Origin of the sequence: Kitasatospora sp. CM 4170, assembly GCF_032110285.1 — a bacterium.
Classification (GTDB): domain Bacteria; phylum Actinomycetota; class Actinomycetes; order Streptomycetales; family Streptomycetaceae; genus Kitasatospora; species Kitasatospora aburaviensis.
This window is the reverse complement of sequence record NZ_CP134877.1, coordinates 4146093-4158932: the sequence shown is the minus strand read 5'-3', so window position 1 is coordinate 4158932 and position 12840 is coordinate 4146093. Positions and strand designations below refer to the sequence as shown.

The following is a 12840-nucleotide window of genomic DNA, read 5'->3' as shown; positions in this document are numbered from 1 at the left end:
TCCCCGGCATGGACATTGTGATCCCACTCTTCAGGCTCTTCGAACCGCTCGACGCCGTCGGCCCGTACGAGCTCCTGGCGAACGTTCCCGGCGCCCGGGTGCACTTCGTCGCCCCCGAACCGGGGCGGGTCGCCGACGTGCTGGGCGCCATGAAAGTGGACGTGCGCACCCGGTACTCGGAGATCGAGTCCTGCGACGTGCTGCTCGTCCCGGGTGGTGCGGGGGCGCGACTGATGCTGAACGACACGGAGTTCATCGACTGGGTGCGCCGGATCCACGAGACGACCCGCTTCACCACCTCGGTCTGCACCGGGGCGCTCATCCTCGGGAAGGCGGGGCTGCTCAAGGGTCTCACCGCGACCACCCACTGGATGGCGATGGACGACCTGGAGACGTTCGGTGCCACCTACACCGCGGAACGCGTCGTCCGGCACGACAAGATCCTCACCTCGGCCGGGGTCTCCGCCGGTATCGACCTGGCCCTGGGGCTGTGCGCGCTGCTGAGCGACGAACTCACCGCCAGGGCCATTCAGCTCTTCACCGAGTACGACCCCCAGCCGCCGTACGACAGCGGATCCCTGGCCACCGCGACGCCCGAGGTCGTGGCCCGCGCCCGGGAGCTCGCCGCCGGCTGAGCCCGCTCAGCCGAGCAGGCCGCGCCGGTACCCGACACCCGGCCGGTCGTCGATCGTGACCTCGCCGACGGCGGTGAAGCCGGTGCGGCGGAGCACGGCCATGGAGGCCGGGTTGTCGAGGGTGGTCACGGCGGTGAGCGCGGAGAGCCCGTACTCGGCCGCCGCCAGCCGGCAGACCTCCAGCACGCCGGCCGTGGCCACGCCCCGGCCGGCGGCCCGTTCGCCGATCCGGTAGCCGAGTTCGGCCGAGCCGTCCTCGACGTCCACCAGGTTCACCCGGCCGAGCAGCGACCCGGCCTCGTCCAGGACGAGGTGGAAGTGGCACGTCCCGGCGTCCTGCTCGGCCAGCAGGGCGCGGTGCCGGTCGGCGAAGTACGCGAAGTACCCGTCTCCCCGGTCGGGCACCGAGCGGGCGAAGTACTCCCGGTTCGCGCGCTCGAACTCCAGCAGGGCGTCCGCATGGTCGGCCCGCAACCGCTCAATCCTGATCGCGATCATCCCGCCAGCATAGGAACACCACTGTCGTCCGGCTGCCTGTGGCCCCCGGCCATGGGACGACCGGGTGGTCCGGAGGCCGAACTGATGTACATCCCGTACATTGGTTGCATGAGCGAGCCCGTGATTGCCTCCATGGCCGAGGTCCGGAGCCACCTTGCGGACGTCATCGACCGCGCTCGTAGGGGCGAGACGCCGACCATCATCACCAGGCGGGGCAAGCAAGAGGCTGTGGTGATCGACATCGACGAGTACCGGCGTCTGAGCCGGCTCGCCGACGACGCCGAGGACGCCTGGCTCAACCAGCTGGCGGACGAGGCGGAGGCCGAGGGGACGGAAGGCTCGGTCTCGCTGGAAGAGATGGCCGCCATGCTGCGGGCGCAGCACGGCTGAGCCATGGGGTACGTCACGCGATTCACTCCGCACGGCCAGCGGGACCTCCTGAAGATCCCGCGCGCCGATGCACTTCGGATCATGTATCGCCTCACCGAACTCCAGCGGGCGCTGGACGCGGGTGATGTCGAAGCGTTCGACGTCAAGCCGCTCCAGGGGCACGATGCCCGGTGGCGGCTGCGGGTCGGCGACTACCGGATCGTCTACACGATCGAGGACGGCCGGCTCATCGTGTGGGTCCTCGCTGCCGGGCATCGCCGCGAGGTCTACCGGCGCTTCTGACCTGAGCCGGCCGGGCCGGGCCCGGGTCGGCCGGGTGGCGGCCGACCCGGGGCAGGGCGGGGAGTGCTGCTAATCGGCGCTCTGGGCGATGTACGCCTCGTACTGGGCGGCGGTGAGCAGGTCGTTCAGCTCGGCGGGCTTGGTGAACGTGATCTCGATCATCCAGCCGTCGCCGTACGGGTCGTCGTTGACCTGCTCGGGCTCGTCGTGCAGGCCCTCGTTCACGGTGGCGACGGTGCCCGTGAGCGGCATGTAGGTCTCGCTGACCGACTTGACCGACTCGATGCTGCCGAACGGCTCGGTGATCTCGAAGCGGTCCCCCTTCTTGGGGAGTTCCACGAAGACGATGTCGCCGAGCTGGCGCTGTGCGTAGTCGGTGATGCCCACGCGGGCCGTGTCCTTCCCCGAGGTCGCCACCCACTCGTGGTCCTTGGTGTACTTGCGGTCGGTCGGGATGTTCGCCATGGGGGCCTCCGGAGATCGCCGGGCGGGTCGGCTGACGGTGTGTCAGCTGCGAGAAAAGAGCCTGCCGCAGATTCCGGTCACCGGGCAGGATGTTCACCCGGACGTGTGAGCCCCCTGCTCACCACGGCCGTCCCCACACCGAGGATCCCCCGGGATCCGGACCCAGGAGAGTCGCGTGAGCACTGCCAGGATCGCCGTCGTGACCAGCCTCACCCACGCGGAGTACGACCCCGATCTCGCGCTGGTCGTCGAGGCGCTGCGCGCCGAGGGGCTGGCGGCCGAGCCGGTGGCCTGGGACGCGGACCGCCCGGGGTGGGAGGCGTTCGACCTGGCGGTCGTCCGCTCGACCTGGGACTACTCGGAGCGGCTCGGCGAGTTCCTGGCCTGGGCCGACGCGACGGCCCGCGCCACCCGGCTGTTCAACCCGGCGCCGGTGGTGCGCTGGAACAGCGACAAGCGCTACCTGCTGGAGCTGGCCGGGCGCGGTGTCCCCGTGGTGCCGACGCGGATCCTCGAACCGGGCGCCCCGCACGCCGAGGCCGACTTCGACCGGGCCGCGGGCGTGGTGGTCAAGCCCGCGGTCTCCGCGGGGGCCCGCGACACCGCGTGGTACCAGCCCGGCCGGTCCGCGGACGCCCTGCGCCACGCCCGGATGCTGCTGGACGAGGGCCGCACGGTGATGGTGCAGCCGTACCTCCCGCTGGTGGCGGAGGGCGAGCGCGCCCTGGTCTTCGTCGACGGCGCGTTCAGCCACGCGATCCGCAAGGGGCCGGTGCTGACCGAGCCGGGCGTCATCGACAACGACCGGGTCGCCCACCCGGGCATCGCCGCGTACCAGCCGACCGAGGCGGAGCTGCGCACCGCCCGGGCCGCCCTGGCGGCGGCCCCCGCCCCGGACGCCCTGCTCTTCGCCCGGGTCGACCTGGCCCTGGACGAGGCCCGGGAGCCGGTGGTGATGGAACTGGAGCTGATCGAGCCGAACCTCTTCCTCGGCCACACCCCGCAGGGCCTCCAGCGGCTCGCCGCCGCCGTCGCCGCCCGCGCTGCCACCGCCCGCTGACCGCCGGCCGACCGGGAGAATCGGCTCACCCGACTCTTGGAGGAGACACGTGATCGGCAAGCTGCAGTGCATCGTGCTCGACTGCCCGGACCCGGCCGCACTGGCCCGGTTCTACGCGGGGCTGCTGGGCGGTGAGGTGGACCGGCCGGACCGGCGCTGGTCACTGGACGCGGACTGGTCGACCCTGCACACGGAGGACGGGACGGTGATCTGCTTCCAGCGGGTGGCCGACCACCGGCCGCCGCGGTGGCCCGACCCGGCCCACCCGCAGCAGGTGCACCTGGACATCGACGTGGCCGACCTCGATGCGGCCGAGCGCGAGGTGCTCGCGCTCGGCGCCACCCGGTTGAGTGACGCCGGAGGCTGGCGGGTCTACGCGGACACCGCCGGCCACCCGTTCTGCCTGATCCCCGGCTGAACGACGGAGAGGCTGACGGCCCGGCCGCCGGCCCGTGCCCGGAAAGGGCCGAGCCCCGGCCTCCCGGGTGGGGGCCGGGGAGGCCGGGGCTCGGCATGGGGGGATCGTCAGGCGGAACGGCGGCGGCGCGAGGCGAACAGCGCACCGATGCCGGCCAGGAGGAGCGCGCCGGCACCCATCGCGGCCTTCTCCATGCCGTCCGAACCGGTGTGGGCCAGCTCGCCGCCGACCGCCGCCGAGGTGGTGCCACCGGTGGTGCTGGTGGTGAAGCCGGCGTTCCGGACGGTGCCGGTGGTGCCGTTGCCGGTGGTGCCGGTGGTGCCGGTGGCCTCCGGGGCGGAGGTGAGCTCGATCTGGCTGCCCTGCGGGCCCGCGGTGGTGGCGTGCGTGGTGCCCTCGTTGATGGCGGCGACCGGGTTGATGAAGGTCTTGCCGAGCTTGGCCTCGGCCGTGAACGCCAGGCGGACGTGCTTGGTGGTGCCCGCGTTGGCCGCCAGGTCGTCGTTGCCGACGCGGTAGCTCACCGGACCGCCGGACTGGCGGCTCGGGGTGGCGGTGACGTTCTCCCAGGTGCCGTCGGCCTTCTGCACCTGCAGGGTGCTGTGGGCGTCCGCGTACAGGAGGGTGGCGACCTTGGCGAAGGAAGAGGCACTCGGGTTGTTCACGGTGATGTCGAACTCGGCCGGGGCGCCGCCGGCGACGGCGGTGGTCGGCGCGTTCTTGAGCTGGACGGCCAGGGACTTCACGGTGACGTCCTTGGTGGTCTCGGCGAACACGGTGCTCTCCGCCGGGTCGACGACGGCCGAGTAGAGCTTGACCGGCTGGTTGTAGCCGCCGGCGTCGTTGTTGCCCACGGCGGCGAGCCGCAGCTGGACCGTCTTGGTGGTGTTGGCCGCGACGTCCAGGCCGGTGATCTTGCCGGAGAAGTCGAAGGCCCAGGCGGACTGGCTGTAGGTCAGCTCGACCGGCTTCCAGGTGCCGTCGGTGTCGCGGTACTCGATGGAGAACGCGTCGCGCACCCGGGCGTGGACGTTGCTCGCCTTGAGCTTCAGGGTGAACGGCACCGCGGTGCCGGTGGGGTTGTTGACGGTCTCGGTGAACTCGACGGGCGCGCCGCCGTAGCCGATCGACGACGGCTCCTTAACCGTCAGCTCCGGCTTGCCGGCGACCGGGGCCGCGGTGAGGTTGATCTCGACGTACTGCGGGCCGCGGGCGGCGTCCATGTAGCCCGGGATGTGCTGCACGGCCAGCGGATTGATGTAGGCCTTGCCGAGCGGGGCGTCGGCGGCGAAGGCGAGGCGGACGTGCCGGGTGTCGCTGCCGCCGGGGGCGAGGGTCTTGTCCTCGGTGAGGTGGTAGGTGACCTGCTTGGAGCCGGGCTGGCGGCTGGGCTCGCCGGTGATGTTCTCCCAGCTGCCGTCGGCCTTCTGCACCTGGAGCGTGCTGCGCCCGTCGGCCTCCACGACCTTGTCGACGTCGGTGTAGCGCGAGGCGCTGGCGTTCGTGAAGGTGATGTCGAACTCGGCCGGGGCGCCGCCGGCCACCATGCCGGTCGGCGCGTTCTTCGTCTGTACGGTGAGGGCCTTCGCCGTGAACTCCTTGGTGCTCTCGGCGAGGACGGTCTTCGCGGCCGGGTCGAGCACGGCGGAGCTGAGCGTGACGGGCGAGTCCCAGTTGCCCCAGTCGTTGTAGAGCGGTGCGGCGATGCGCAGCTGGACGGTCTTGGTGGCGCCGGCGGCGACGGTCACACCGGTGATCTCGCCGGTGAAGTGGGGCGAGGCGAAGGCCAGGGCGACGGGCTTCCAGGAGCCGTCCGCGGCGCGGTACTCGATGCTGATGCGGCCCGTCCCGCGGGCGCCGGGGGCACTCGCGTCGAGCTTCAGGGCGAAGGACGCCTCGGCGGTGCCGGGGTTGGTGATGGTCTCGGTGAACTCGACCGCCTGGCCGCCGTGGCCGATCGACGCCGGCGGGTTGACCGTCAGCTGCGGCTTGCCGGCCTCGTCCGCAGCCTTGCCGGCCTCGTCCGCAGCCTTGGCGGCCGGGGCGGCCGGGGCGGCCTTGGCAACCGGAGCGGCCGGAGCGGAAGGCGCGGTGGTGGCCGGGGCGGTGGCGGCCGGCGGGACCTCGGCGGCGAACGCGGCGGGGGCCGAGACGACCGCTCCGGTGGCCAGCAGCACGCCGAGGGTGGCGGCGGTCAGGACCGTGGAGCGGGAACGGCGGCTGCGCGCGGTGACAGACATTCTGATGATCCCCCAGGGTGGTTCCGGCTGCGGACGTGCGTCGGCAGCCGTGGTACGGATGCGGTGGCCGGACTCGCGGACTGAGCGCTGTCTCGGCGCCACGTGCGATCCCCGTCGGCGGGCGGGCTTCCCCGCCGCTCACTTACACAGACGTGTGGGGCCCGTGGGGGTTGCAGGTGGGTTCCAAACTTTTTCGAGAATCTTCTGCGACCGCTCTGACCTGCGGTTCTCTGTCTGCGGTTCGCTGTCTCCGGAGGTGGCCTACCCGAGCGAGAGGGCGTCCCCGACGCAGAGCCGCCCGGGTGCGGCCACCTCGGCGAGGGCGTCGAGCCGGCCGTCGTGGGCGTGGACGACGGCCTTGAGGATCTCCGGCGCGTGCGGCAGTCCGGGCTGGGCGGCGGCGGTCATCGCACAGCGCTCGCTGGCCCGGACGAAGGCGAGCCGGACCCCGGTGCCGCCGCGGCCCTCCCGGCCGAACCAGGTGTCCTCGACGAAGGGCGGGGTGCCGGGCGGGGTGCGGAGCAGGACGTTGGGGCGGAACCGGCGCTCGTCCACCACGGCGGACGGCACGGCCTCGCGCACCCAGTCCAGGGTGGCGGTGGTGAGCACGCTGACCGGCAGCTGGTCGAAGTGGGAGACGGCGTCCTCGCGGGCGAGCGCGACGTCCGGGCGCTGGAGGTAGGCGCGCAGGAAGGCGGTGGGATCGGCGACCGGTCGGCCGAGCGGGTCGAGGAGCTCGGGGCGGTCGAGCCGGTGGCCGAGCCGGGAGGAGAGGCGGAGCAGGCCGTCCATCCGGCGGAAGCGCCGGGTGTTCTTCCCGGAGCCGAGCTTGCCGGCTCCGTCGCGGACGGCGTAGAGGCGGTCGCCGGCCAGGCCGCGGTCGTCGACCTCGACGGAGTCGAGCCGCTCACCGCCGGTGGACTTCACGGGGTAGCGCCAGAGCTGCTCGACCACTCCGATGATCTCTGCCATGGGCTGACAGCGTAGCGGCGCCCGCCGGGGATGGTCTAGACCAAGTGCCGACGGGCCTTCAGCCCGGGCACGCCTTCGAGCCGGGCGCGCCATCGCTCCGGGCCCGCCTTCGAGCCGGGCGCCCCGGCCCGAGCACCCCCTCAGCCCAGCCGTGCCACCGCCCGGACCGGCGCGCCGTCGGCCGCCACCAGCCGCAGCGGGAAGAGCGAGACCTCCACCGGCCGTCCGGCCTGCTGGGCGTCCAGCAGCTCCCGCAGGTCGGTCAGGTTCTCCGCGATCACCCCGCCGCCGGGCGCCCCGAGCAGCACCCGGTGCGCGGCCAGCGTGGGCTCCGCAGCGCCCGGCTGGTCGTGCTCGTCGGTCAGGTCGGCCAGCAGCGCGGCCACCGCCGGGTCGCCCGGCCCCGGGTCGGGGGTGGGGTCGACGCTGAGCGCGTCCACCCCGACCGTCCGCACCCCGGCCGCGACGATCGCCTCGGCCGCCTCGGCGGTCAGGCTGGGGTGGGCGAGGTAGGCGTCGGTGCCCCAGTGCCGGGCCCAGCCGGTGGCCAGCAGCAGCACGGTGCCGGCCCCGGCCCGCTCCAGCGCGGGGGCGAGCAGCTCCGGTGTCAGCTCGGCGCGCGGCTCCAGGCCGCGCAGGTCGGCCACGACCGCAGGGCCGGTGAACCGCTCCAGCGGCAGGCCGTCCAGGGTGGGCCAGGTGACGTCCACGTGGTACGGCGCGTCCACGTGGGTGCCGGACTGTGAGCCGAGGTGCAGGGCCAGCACGTTCACCCCGGCCGTGGCGGTGGTCAGGGCCGGCTCCAGGAGGACGGCCGGGTCGCCGGGGTAGACCGGCATCGCGGTGGTCACCTGGTGGGTGAGGTCGACGAGGGTCGCTGCCATGCCGCCCATCCTCCCAGGGGTGACGCCGGATGGAGCCGCCGCGGGGCCCGCCGTATAGAAGCGGGGCCCGCCGTATAGAAAGGGGGCATGGGAACAGCGAAGCGTCAGCCGTGGGTGGTAGGGGTCTCGGGCGCGTCCGGAACGCCGTACGCCGCCTCCGTGATCCGGGCGCTGCTCGCCGCGGGGGAGGCGGTGGACCTCGTGGTCAGCCGGGCGGCCCGGCTCACCATCCTGGACGAGACCGGCATCTCCTTCCGCGACGCGCACTGGCGTGCCGACCTGGCCGCCTGGCTCGGCACCGACCCCGGTGAGCTCGACGACGTGCGGTACTGGTCGGCCGGGGACTTCGCGGCCGGCCCGTCCAGCGGCTCCTACCCGGCCAAGGGCATGCTGGTCGTGCCCGCCACCACCGGTGCGGTGGCCGGGATCGCGCTCGGCCTGAGCAAGGACCTGCTGCAGCGGGTCGCCAGCGTCACCCTCAAGGAGCGCCGCCCGCTGGTGGTCTGCGTCCGTGAGGCGCCGCTCAACGGGGTCACCCTGAAGCACCTGGTCGAGCTGGACGCGCAGGGCGCCGTCGTGCTCCCCGCCTCGCCCGGTTTCTACGCCGGCGGCTCCACCGTCCGCGAACTGGTCGATTTCGTGGCCGGCCGGGTGCTGGACGCCGTCGGCGTGCCGCACACGCTGTACCGCCGCTGGGAGGGCGAGTTGGGCGCGGCCGCGCGCGACGCCGCGCCACCGGAGTGAGGGGGCGTGAGCGGGCTGAAACCGGGAGAGTATGTTCTCTGCGATATCCGGGTTGTTCCGCGCATGGCGCCTTTGAATCCGGATAATGATCTGTGGGTCTGGTGAGGTTCGGAAGGACGCGGACGGTATATGGACACGGTGGACAGACAGCTCATCCAGGCGCTCCGGGAGAACGGCCGTGCGTCCTACGCCGAGCTGGGCCGACTGGTGGGCCTGTCGGGCCCCAGCGTCACGGACCGGATCAACCGGCTGGAGCAGGCCGGGGTCATCACCGGCTACCGGGCGACGGTCAACCCGGCCTCGCTCGGCTTCGGCGTCACGGCCCTGATCGGCCTTCAGCTCACGGACGCGGCCGACCACGAGGACGTCGCGTTCCGGCTGAAGGACCTCAGCGAGGTCGAGGACTGCTGGTTCATCGCCGGTGACGACTCGTACATGCTCAAGGTCCGGGTGGCCGACGTGGCCGGCCTGGAGTCGGTGGTGAAGCGGATCTCGGGCACGAAGGGCGTGGCCCGGACCCGCACCACCGTCGTACTCTCCACGAAGTGGGAGAACCGGGTCAGCGAACTCCCGCTCGTCGAAGGGGAGTGAACACGATGGCACTGGTCGGACTGGAGGAGCTGCGGGCGGCTCGGCAGCGGATCGCCGGGGTCGCCGTACGGACCCCGCTGGTCCCCGCCCCCTGGGCGGGCTCCGGGGAGCGCCGGCTCTGGCTCAAGCCGGAGAACCTCCAGCCGACCGGCGCCTTCAAGACCCGCGGCGCCTACAACCGGCTGGCCGCGCTCACCGAGCAGGAGCGGGCCCGCGGCGTGGTCGCCCAGTCCAGCGGCAACCACGCGCAGGCGGTGGCGTACGCGGCCGGGCTGCTCGGCATCAAGGCCGTCATCGTGATGCCGGACACCTCGCCGGCGGTGAAGGTCGACGCGACCCGCGCGTTCGGCGCCGAGGTGGTCGTCGTCGCGCCGGAGGAGCGGGACACGCTGCCGGTCGAGCTGGCCGAGCGGCACGGCTACGTCTGGGTGCCGCCGTACGACGACCCGTACATCATCGCGGGCCAGGGCACGGTCGGCCTGGAGATCGCCGAGGACGCCCCGGCCGAGCTGGACACCGTGCTGGTGCCGGTCAGCGGCGGCGGCCTGATCTCCGGGACGGCGGCCGCGCTCAAGCTCACCCGTCCGGGCGTCCGGGTGGTCGGCGTCGAGCCCGAGCTGGCCGCCGACGCCCAGGCCAGCCTGCGGGCCGGCGAGCGGCTCAGCTGGCCGGTCGCCGACACCTACCGGACCATCGCGGACGGCCTGCGCACGCCGTCCGTCGGCGAGCTGCCGTTCCAGCACCTCACCGCCTACGTGGACGACATCGTGACGGTCTCCGAGGAGGAGATCCGGGCCACGGTGGCGCTGCTGGCCCGGCGCGGCCGACTGGTCGCGGAGCCCTCCGGCGCGGTGGCGCCCGCCGCGTACTTCCACCGGTCGGCGGAGGTCGGCGGCCAGGTGGTGGCGGCGGTGGTCAGCGGCGGCAACATCGACCCGGCGTTGCTCTCGGAGCTGCTCGCAGTCTGAGCGGGGCATAGGCGTACGCTCGTTCCGGCATTGATTCGAAGTCGGAGGAGGCGGGGCACCGCATGGACGCAGGGCTCAAGCGCGAGCTGGAGGCGAAGGTCTACGCGGGTGAGCGGCTGACCCGTGAGGACGGGATCGCGCTCTACGAGAGCGACGACCTGGCGTGGCTGGGCGGGCTCGCCCACCACGTGCGGACGCAGAAGAACGGCGACGTCGTCCACTTCAACGTCAACCGCCACCTCAACATGACCAACGTGTGCAGCGCGTCCTGCGCGTACTGCTCGTTCCAGCGCAAGCCGGGCGAGAAGGACGCGTACACCATGCGCATCGAGGAGGCCGTCCGCCTGGCCAAGGCCATGGAGGTGGACTCGCTCACCGAGCTGCACATCGTCAACGGGCTGCACCCGACCCTGCCGTGGCGCTACTACCCGCGCTCGCTGCGGGAGCTGAAGGCGGCGCTGCCGAACGTCTCGCTGAAGGCCTTCACCGCCACCGAGATCCACTGGTTCGAGCGGATCAGCGGCATGCCGGCCGACGAGATCCTGGACGAGCTGATCGACGCCGGCCTGGAGTCGCTGACCGGCGGCGGCGCGGAGATCTTCGACTGGGAGGTCCGCCAGCACATCGTCGACCACGACACCCACTGGGAGGACTGGTCGCGGATCCACCGGCTCGCCCACAGCAAGGGCCTCAAGACGCCGTCGACGATGCTCTACGGCCACATCGAGGAGCCGCGCCACCGGGTCGACCACGTGCTGCGGCTGCGCGAGCTGCAGGACGAGACCGGCGGCTTCCAGGTCTTCATCCCGCTGCGCTACCAGCACGACTTCCACGACTCCAAGGACGGCGTCGTGCGCAACAAGCTGATGGCCCGCACGGAGATGGCCACCGGCGCCGAGGCGCTGAAGACCTTCGCGGTCTCCCGGCTGCTCTTCGACAACGTGCCGCACGTCAAGGTCTTCTGGGTGATGCACGGCGTCACCACCGCTCAGCTGGCGCTCAGCCACGGCGCGGACGACATGGACGGCTCGGTGGTCGAGTACAAGATCACCCACGACGCGGACAACTTCGGCACCCCGAACAAGCTCGGCCGCGACGACCTGCTCGGCCTGATCCGGGACGCCGGCTTCCGACCGGTCGAGCGGAACACCCGTTACGAGGTCATCCGGGAGTACGACGGCCCGGATCTGACGCGTCGGGAGACCCCGCAGGCCATGCGCCTCTGACCCGCTCCCACCAGCGCCTTCCACCGCCCCCCGGGCCCGCGTCGCGGCCCGGGGGGCGGTGCGTCTCCACGGTGTCGGCACAGCCTTCACCGCCCCCGCACAGGCCCCGGGTTTCCCTACGGGCCGTTGGTTTGGCAGGATCGGCCACATGTCCGGTTCCCATCGCGCCACCACGTACCCGCCGTACGAGCCGATGCACGAGCCGGGATACGAGGTGCCGCAGCCGTCCTACGGGGTGTACGAGCAGGCGTCGTACCCGGCGTACGACGCCTCGGAGCAGTACGGGACGGGCGGGAACCAGTCGTACGGCGCGTACCAGACGTACGACGGCCAGGCGGGCCACCAGGGCTACGGCGGTTACGAGAGCCACGACGCGTTCGACGCCTACGACCAGCCGTTCGGGCCGTACCCCGGCCGGGCGCCGGTGGACGCCCACGAACCGGACCCCGGCCACGAGCAGGGTCCCTCCTACGACCCGGACTCCGTCTTCGCGCCGGCCCCCGCCCCGGTGCCCGGGCCGTCCACCGCACCCGCCGCGCCGGACGCCCCGGCCCCGGTCGGCTCCCGGACGGCCGCCCGCGGCCACCGGCGCAAGCCCAAGAAGAAGCGCCACGGCAAGGCCATCACCGCCGGCACCGCGCTGCTGCTCGCGGCCGCCGCCGGCTGGTACACCGTCGGCCAGGACGGCGCCAAGCCCGGCGTCACGGCCGCCGACGGCCCCGGCCCCGAGGGCGTCTCCACCCCGGACCAGCCCGCCCCGCAGGCCGCGGCGCCCGCCGCCCAGGCCGCCGCCGACCGGCAGGCCGAGGCCCCCGCCGCCGCCCGCAGCGAGGCCCGGCCGGACGCCTCGGTGGCCGCGATACCCGGGCTCGGCGCCGCCTTCACCGCCCGGATACCCGCCGAGACCACCCAGGTGGTGCTGGCCTCCGGCGAGGACAAGAACGCCAACAAGAACACCGTCACCCTCTGGACCCGCACCCCCGAGGGCCGCTGGCTGGCCGGCGAGACCTGGCACGGCCACAACGGCAACAGCGGCTGGACGACCGATCACAAGGAGGGCGACCTGCGCAGCCCGATCGGTGTCTTCAGCCTCACCGACGCGGGCGGTCGCAAGGCCGACCCGGGGGGCAAGCTCCCGTACGACAAGGACCCGGCCTTCGTGGTCTCCGGGACGGGCTTCTTCGGCGACCAGCTGGAGGGCTCCTTCGACTACGTGGTCGCGATCAACTACAACCGCGTCGCCGGGAACTCGCCGCTGGACCCGCGCCGCCCGATGGGTTCGAAGAAGGGCGGCGGCATCTGGATCCACGTCGACCACGACGGCCCCACCCACGGCTGCGTCTCGATACCCGAGGACAAGATGGCCGAGCTGATCCGGACCCTCGACCCGGCCGCCCACCCGGTGATCGTGATGGGCGACGCGGCCTCGCTGGCCGCCTGAACGACCCGCCGGACGCCCTCCGGAGC

15 protein-coding genes are annotated in these 12840 nt (G+C 72.8%); 10 read left to right on the top strand and 5 right to left on the bottom strand.

The window, feature by feature from the left end; all coding sequences use genetic code 11:
- Nucleotides 1-8: 8 nt before the first annotated feature.
- Nucleotides 9-635 carry a DJ-1/PfpI family protein gene (locus tag RMN57_RS17480; RefSeq protein WP_313764291.1) on the top strand — a complete coding sequence of 209 codons (627 nt, stop codon included), beginning with the start codon at nt 9-11 and terminating at the stop codon, nt 633-635.
- A 6-nt stretch (nt 636-641) separates the two neighbouring features.
- Here RMN57_RS17480 and RMN57_RS17475 read toward each other — a convergent pair whose 3' ends face one another.
- Nucleotides 642-1133, bottom strand: a complete 492-nt coding sequence (locus tag RMN57_RS17475; RefSeq protein WP_313764290.1) for a GNAT family N-acetyltransferase — start codon at nt 1131-1133, stop codon at nt 642-644.
- A 108-nt stretch (nt 1134-1241) separates the two neighbouring features.
- Here RMN57_RS17475 and RMN57_RS17470 point away from each other — a divergent pair, with 108 nt between their 5' ends.
- On the top strand, nt 1242-1523 hold the full coding sequence (locus tag RMN57_RS17470; protein ID WP_313764289.1) for a type II toxin-antitoxin system Phd/YefM family antitoxin: 282 nt from the start codon (nt 1242-1244) through the stop codon (nt 1521-1523).
- A gap of 3 nt (nt 1524-1526) precedes the next feature.
- Entirely contained in the window at nt 1527-1805 is a 279-nt protein-coding gene (locus tag RMN57_RS17465) for a type II toxin-antitoxin system RelE/ParE family toxin (protein WP_313764288.1), read from the top strand.
- Nucleotides 1806-1874: 69 nt separating this feature from the next.
- On the opposite strand, the gene gcvH is transcribed toward RMN57_RS17465, so the two are convergent.
- Nucleotides 1875-2270 (bottom strand): glycine cleavage system protein GcvH, encoded by a 396-nt coding sequence (gene gcvH, locus RMN57_RS17460; RefSeq protein WP_313764287.1) that lies wholly within the window; start codon nt 2268-2270, stop codon nt 1875-1877.
- Between the two features lie 175 nt (nt 2271-2445).
- On the opposite strand from gcvH, the gene RMN57_RS17455 reads away from it, so the two are divergent.
- Entirely contained in the window at nt 2446-3330 is an 885-nt protein-coding gene (locus tag RMN57_RS17455; RefSeq protein ID WP_313764286.1) for a hypothetical protein, read from the top strand.
- A gap of 49 nt (nt 3331-3379) precedes the next feature.
- Nucleotides 3380-3748: a VOC family protein gene (locus RMN57_RS17450; protein ID WP_313764285.1), complete on the top strand. Its 369-nt coding sequence runs from the start codon at nt 3380-3382 to the stop codon at nt 3746-3748.
- Between the two features lie 107 nt (nt 3749-3855).
- On the opposite strand, the gene RMN57_RS17445 is transcribed toward RMN57_RS17450, so the two are convergent.
- The 3 genes from RMN57_RS17445 to RMN57_RS17435 form a co-directional block, all read right to left on the bottom strand.
- Nucleotides 3856-5988, bottom strand: a complete 2133-nt coding sequence (locus tag RMN57_RS17445; protein WP_313764284.1) for an LPXTG cell wall anchor domain-containing protein — start codon at nt 5986-5988, stop codon at nt 3856-3858.
- A 261-nt stretch (nt 5989-6249) separates the two neighbouring features.
- A complete protein-coding gene (locus tag RMN57_RS17440; protein WP_313764283.1) occupies nt 6250-6960 on the bottom strand; it encodes an MOSC domain-containing protein in 711 nt (236 codons plus the stop codon).
- Nucleotides 6961-7100: 140 nt separating this feature from the next.
- Complete coding sequence (locus RMN57_RS17435) at nt 7101-7844, bottom strand: cyclase family protein (protein ID WP_313764282.1); 744 nt, start codon at nt 7842-7844, stop codon at nt 7101-7103.
- A gap of 87 nt (nt 7845-7931) precedes the next feature.
- Between RMN57_RS17435 and RMN57_RS17430 the strand changes: the two genes are divergently transcribed.
- From RMN57_RS17430 to RMN57_RS17410, 5 genes are all read left to right on the top strand, one after another.
- Complete coding sequence (locus RMN57_RS17430) at nt 7932-8588, top strand: UbiX family flavin prenyltransferase (protein ID WP_313764281.1); 657 nt, start codon at nt 7932-7934, stop codon at nt 8586-8588.
- Between the two features lie 129 nt (nt 8589-8717).
- Nucleotides 8718-9179 carry an Lrp/AsnC family transcriptional regulator gene (locus RMN57_RS17425; protein ID WP_313764280.1) on the top strand — a complete coding sequence of 154 codons (462 nt, stop codon included), beginning with the start codon at nt 8718-8720 and terminating at the stop codon, nt 9177-9179.
- A gap of 5 nt (nt 9180-9184) precedes the next feature.
- Nucleotides 9185-10147 carry a threonine/serine dehydratase gene (locus RMN57_RS17420; protein ID WP_313764279.1) on the top strand — a complete coding sequence of 321 codons (963 nt, stop codon included), beginning with the start codon at nt 9185-9187 and terminating at the stop codon, nt 10145-10147.
- 62 nt (nt 10148-10209) lie between these two features.
- Nucleotides 10210-11373, top strand: coding sequence for an aminofutalosine synthase MqnE (mqnE, locus tag RMN57_RS17415; RefSeq protein WP_313764278.1), 1164 nt, complete (start codon nt 10210-10212; stop codon nt 11371-11373).
- Nucleotides 11374-11521: 148 nt separating this feature from the next.
- On the top strand, nt 11522-12814 hold the full coding sequence (locus tag RMN57_RS17410) for a L,D-transpeptidase family protein (RefSeq protein WP_313764277.1): 1293 nt from the start codon (nt 11522-11524) through the stop codon (nt 12812-12814).
- The last annotated feature ends 26 nt before the right edge of the window (nt 12815-12840 follow it).

What these genes read in the sequence shown, in the direction of transcription:
- RMN57_RS17480 (WP_313764291.1), top strand. Translation starts at nt 9, where the DNA reads ATGGACATTGTGATCCCACTCTTCAGGCTCTTCGAACCGCTCGACGCC.
- RMN57_RS17475 (WP_313764290.1), bottom strand. Translation starts at nt 1,133, where the DNA reads ATGATCGCGATCAGGATTGAGCGGTTGCGGGCCGACCATGCGGACGCC.
- RMN57_RS17470 (WP_313764289.1), top strand. Translation starts at nt 1,242, where the DNA reads ATGAGCGAGCCCGTGATTGCCTCCATGGCCGAGGTCCGGAGCCACCTT.
- RMN57_RS17465 (WP_313764288.1), top strand. Translation starts at nt 1,527, where the DNA reads ATGGGGTACGTCACGCGATTCACTCCGCACGGCCAGCGGGACCTCCTG.
- gcvH (WP_313764287.1), bottom strand. Translation starts at nt 2,270, where the DNA reads ATGGCGAACATCCCGACCGACCGCAAGTACACCAAGGACCACGAGTGG.
- RMN57_RS17445 (WP_313764284.1), bottom strand. Translation starts at nt 5,988, where the DNA reads ATGTCTGTCACCGCGCGCAGCCGCCGTTCCCGCTCCACGGTCCTGACC.
- RMN57_RS17440 (WP_313764283.1), bottom strand. Translation starts at nt 6,960, where the DNA reads ATGGCAGAGATCATCGGAGTGGTCGAGCAGCTCTGGCGCTACCCCGTG.
- RMN57_RS17435 (WP_313764282.1), bottom strand. Translation starts at nt 7,844, where the DNA reads ATGGCAGCGACCCTCGTCGACCTCACCCACCAGGTGACCACCGCGATG.
- RMN57_RS17430 (WP_313764281.1), top strand. Translation starts at nt 7,932, where the DNA reads ATGGGAACAGCGAAGCGTCAGCCGTGGGTGGTAGGGGTCTCGGGCGCG.
- RMN57_RS17425 (WP_313764280.1), top strand. Translation starts at nt 8,718, where the DNA reads ATGGACACGGTGGACAGACAGCTCATCCAGGCGCTCCGGGAGAACGGC.
- RMN57_RS17420 (WP_313764279.1), top strand. Translation starts at nt 9,185, where the DNA reads ATGGCACTGGTCGGACTGGAGGAGCTGCGGGCGGCTCGGCAGCGGATC.
- mqnE (WP_313764278.1), top strand. Translation starts at nt 10,210, where the DNA reads ATGGACGCAGGGCTCAAGCGCGAGCTGGAGGCGAAGGTCTACGCGGGT.
- RMN57_RS17410 (WP_313764277.1), top strand. Translation starts at nt 11,522, where the DNA reads ATGTCCGGTTCCCATCGCGCCACCACGTACCCGCCGTACGAGCCGATG.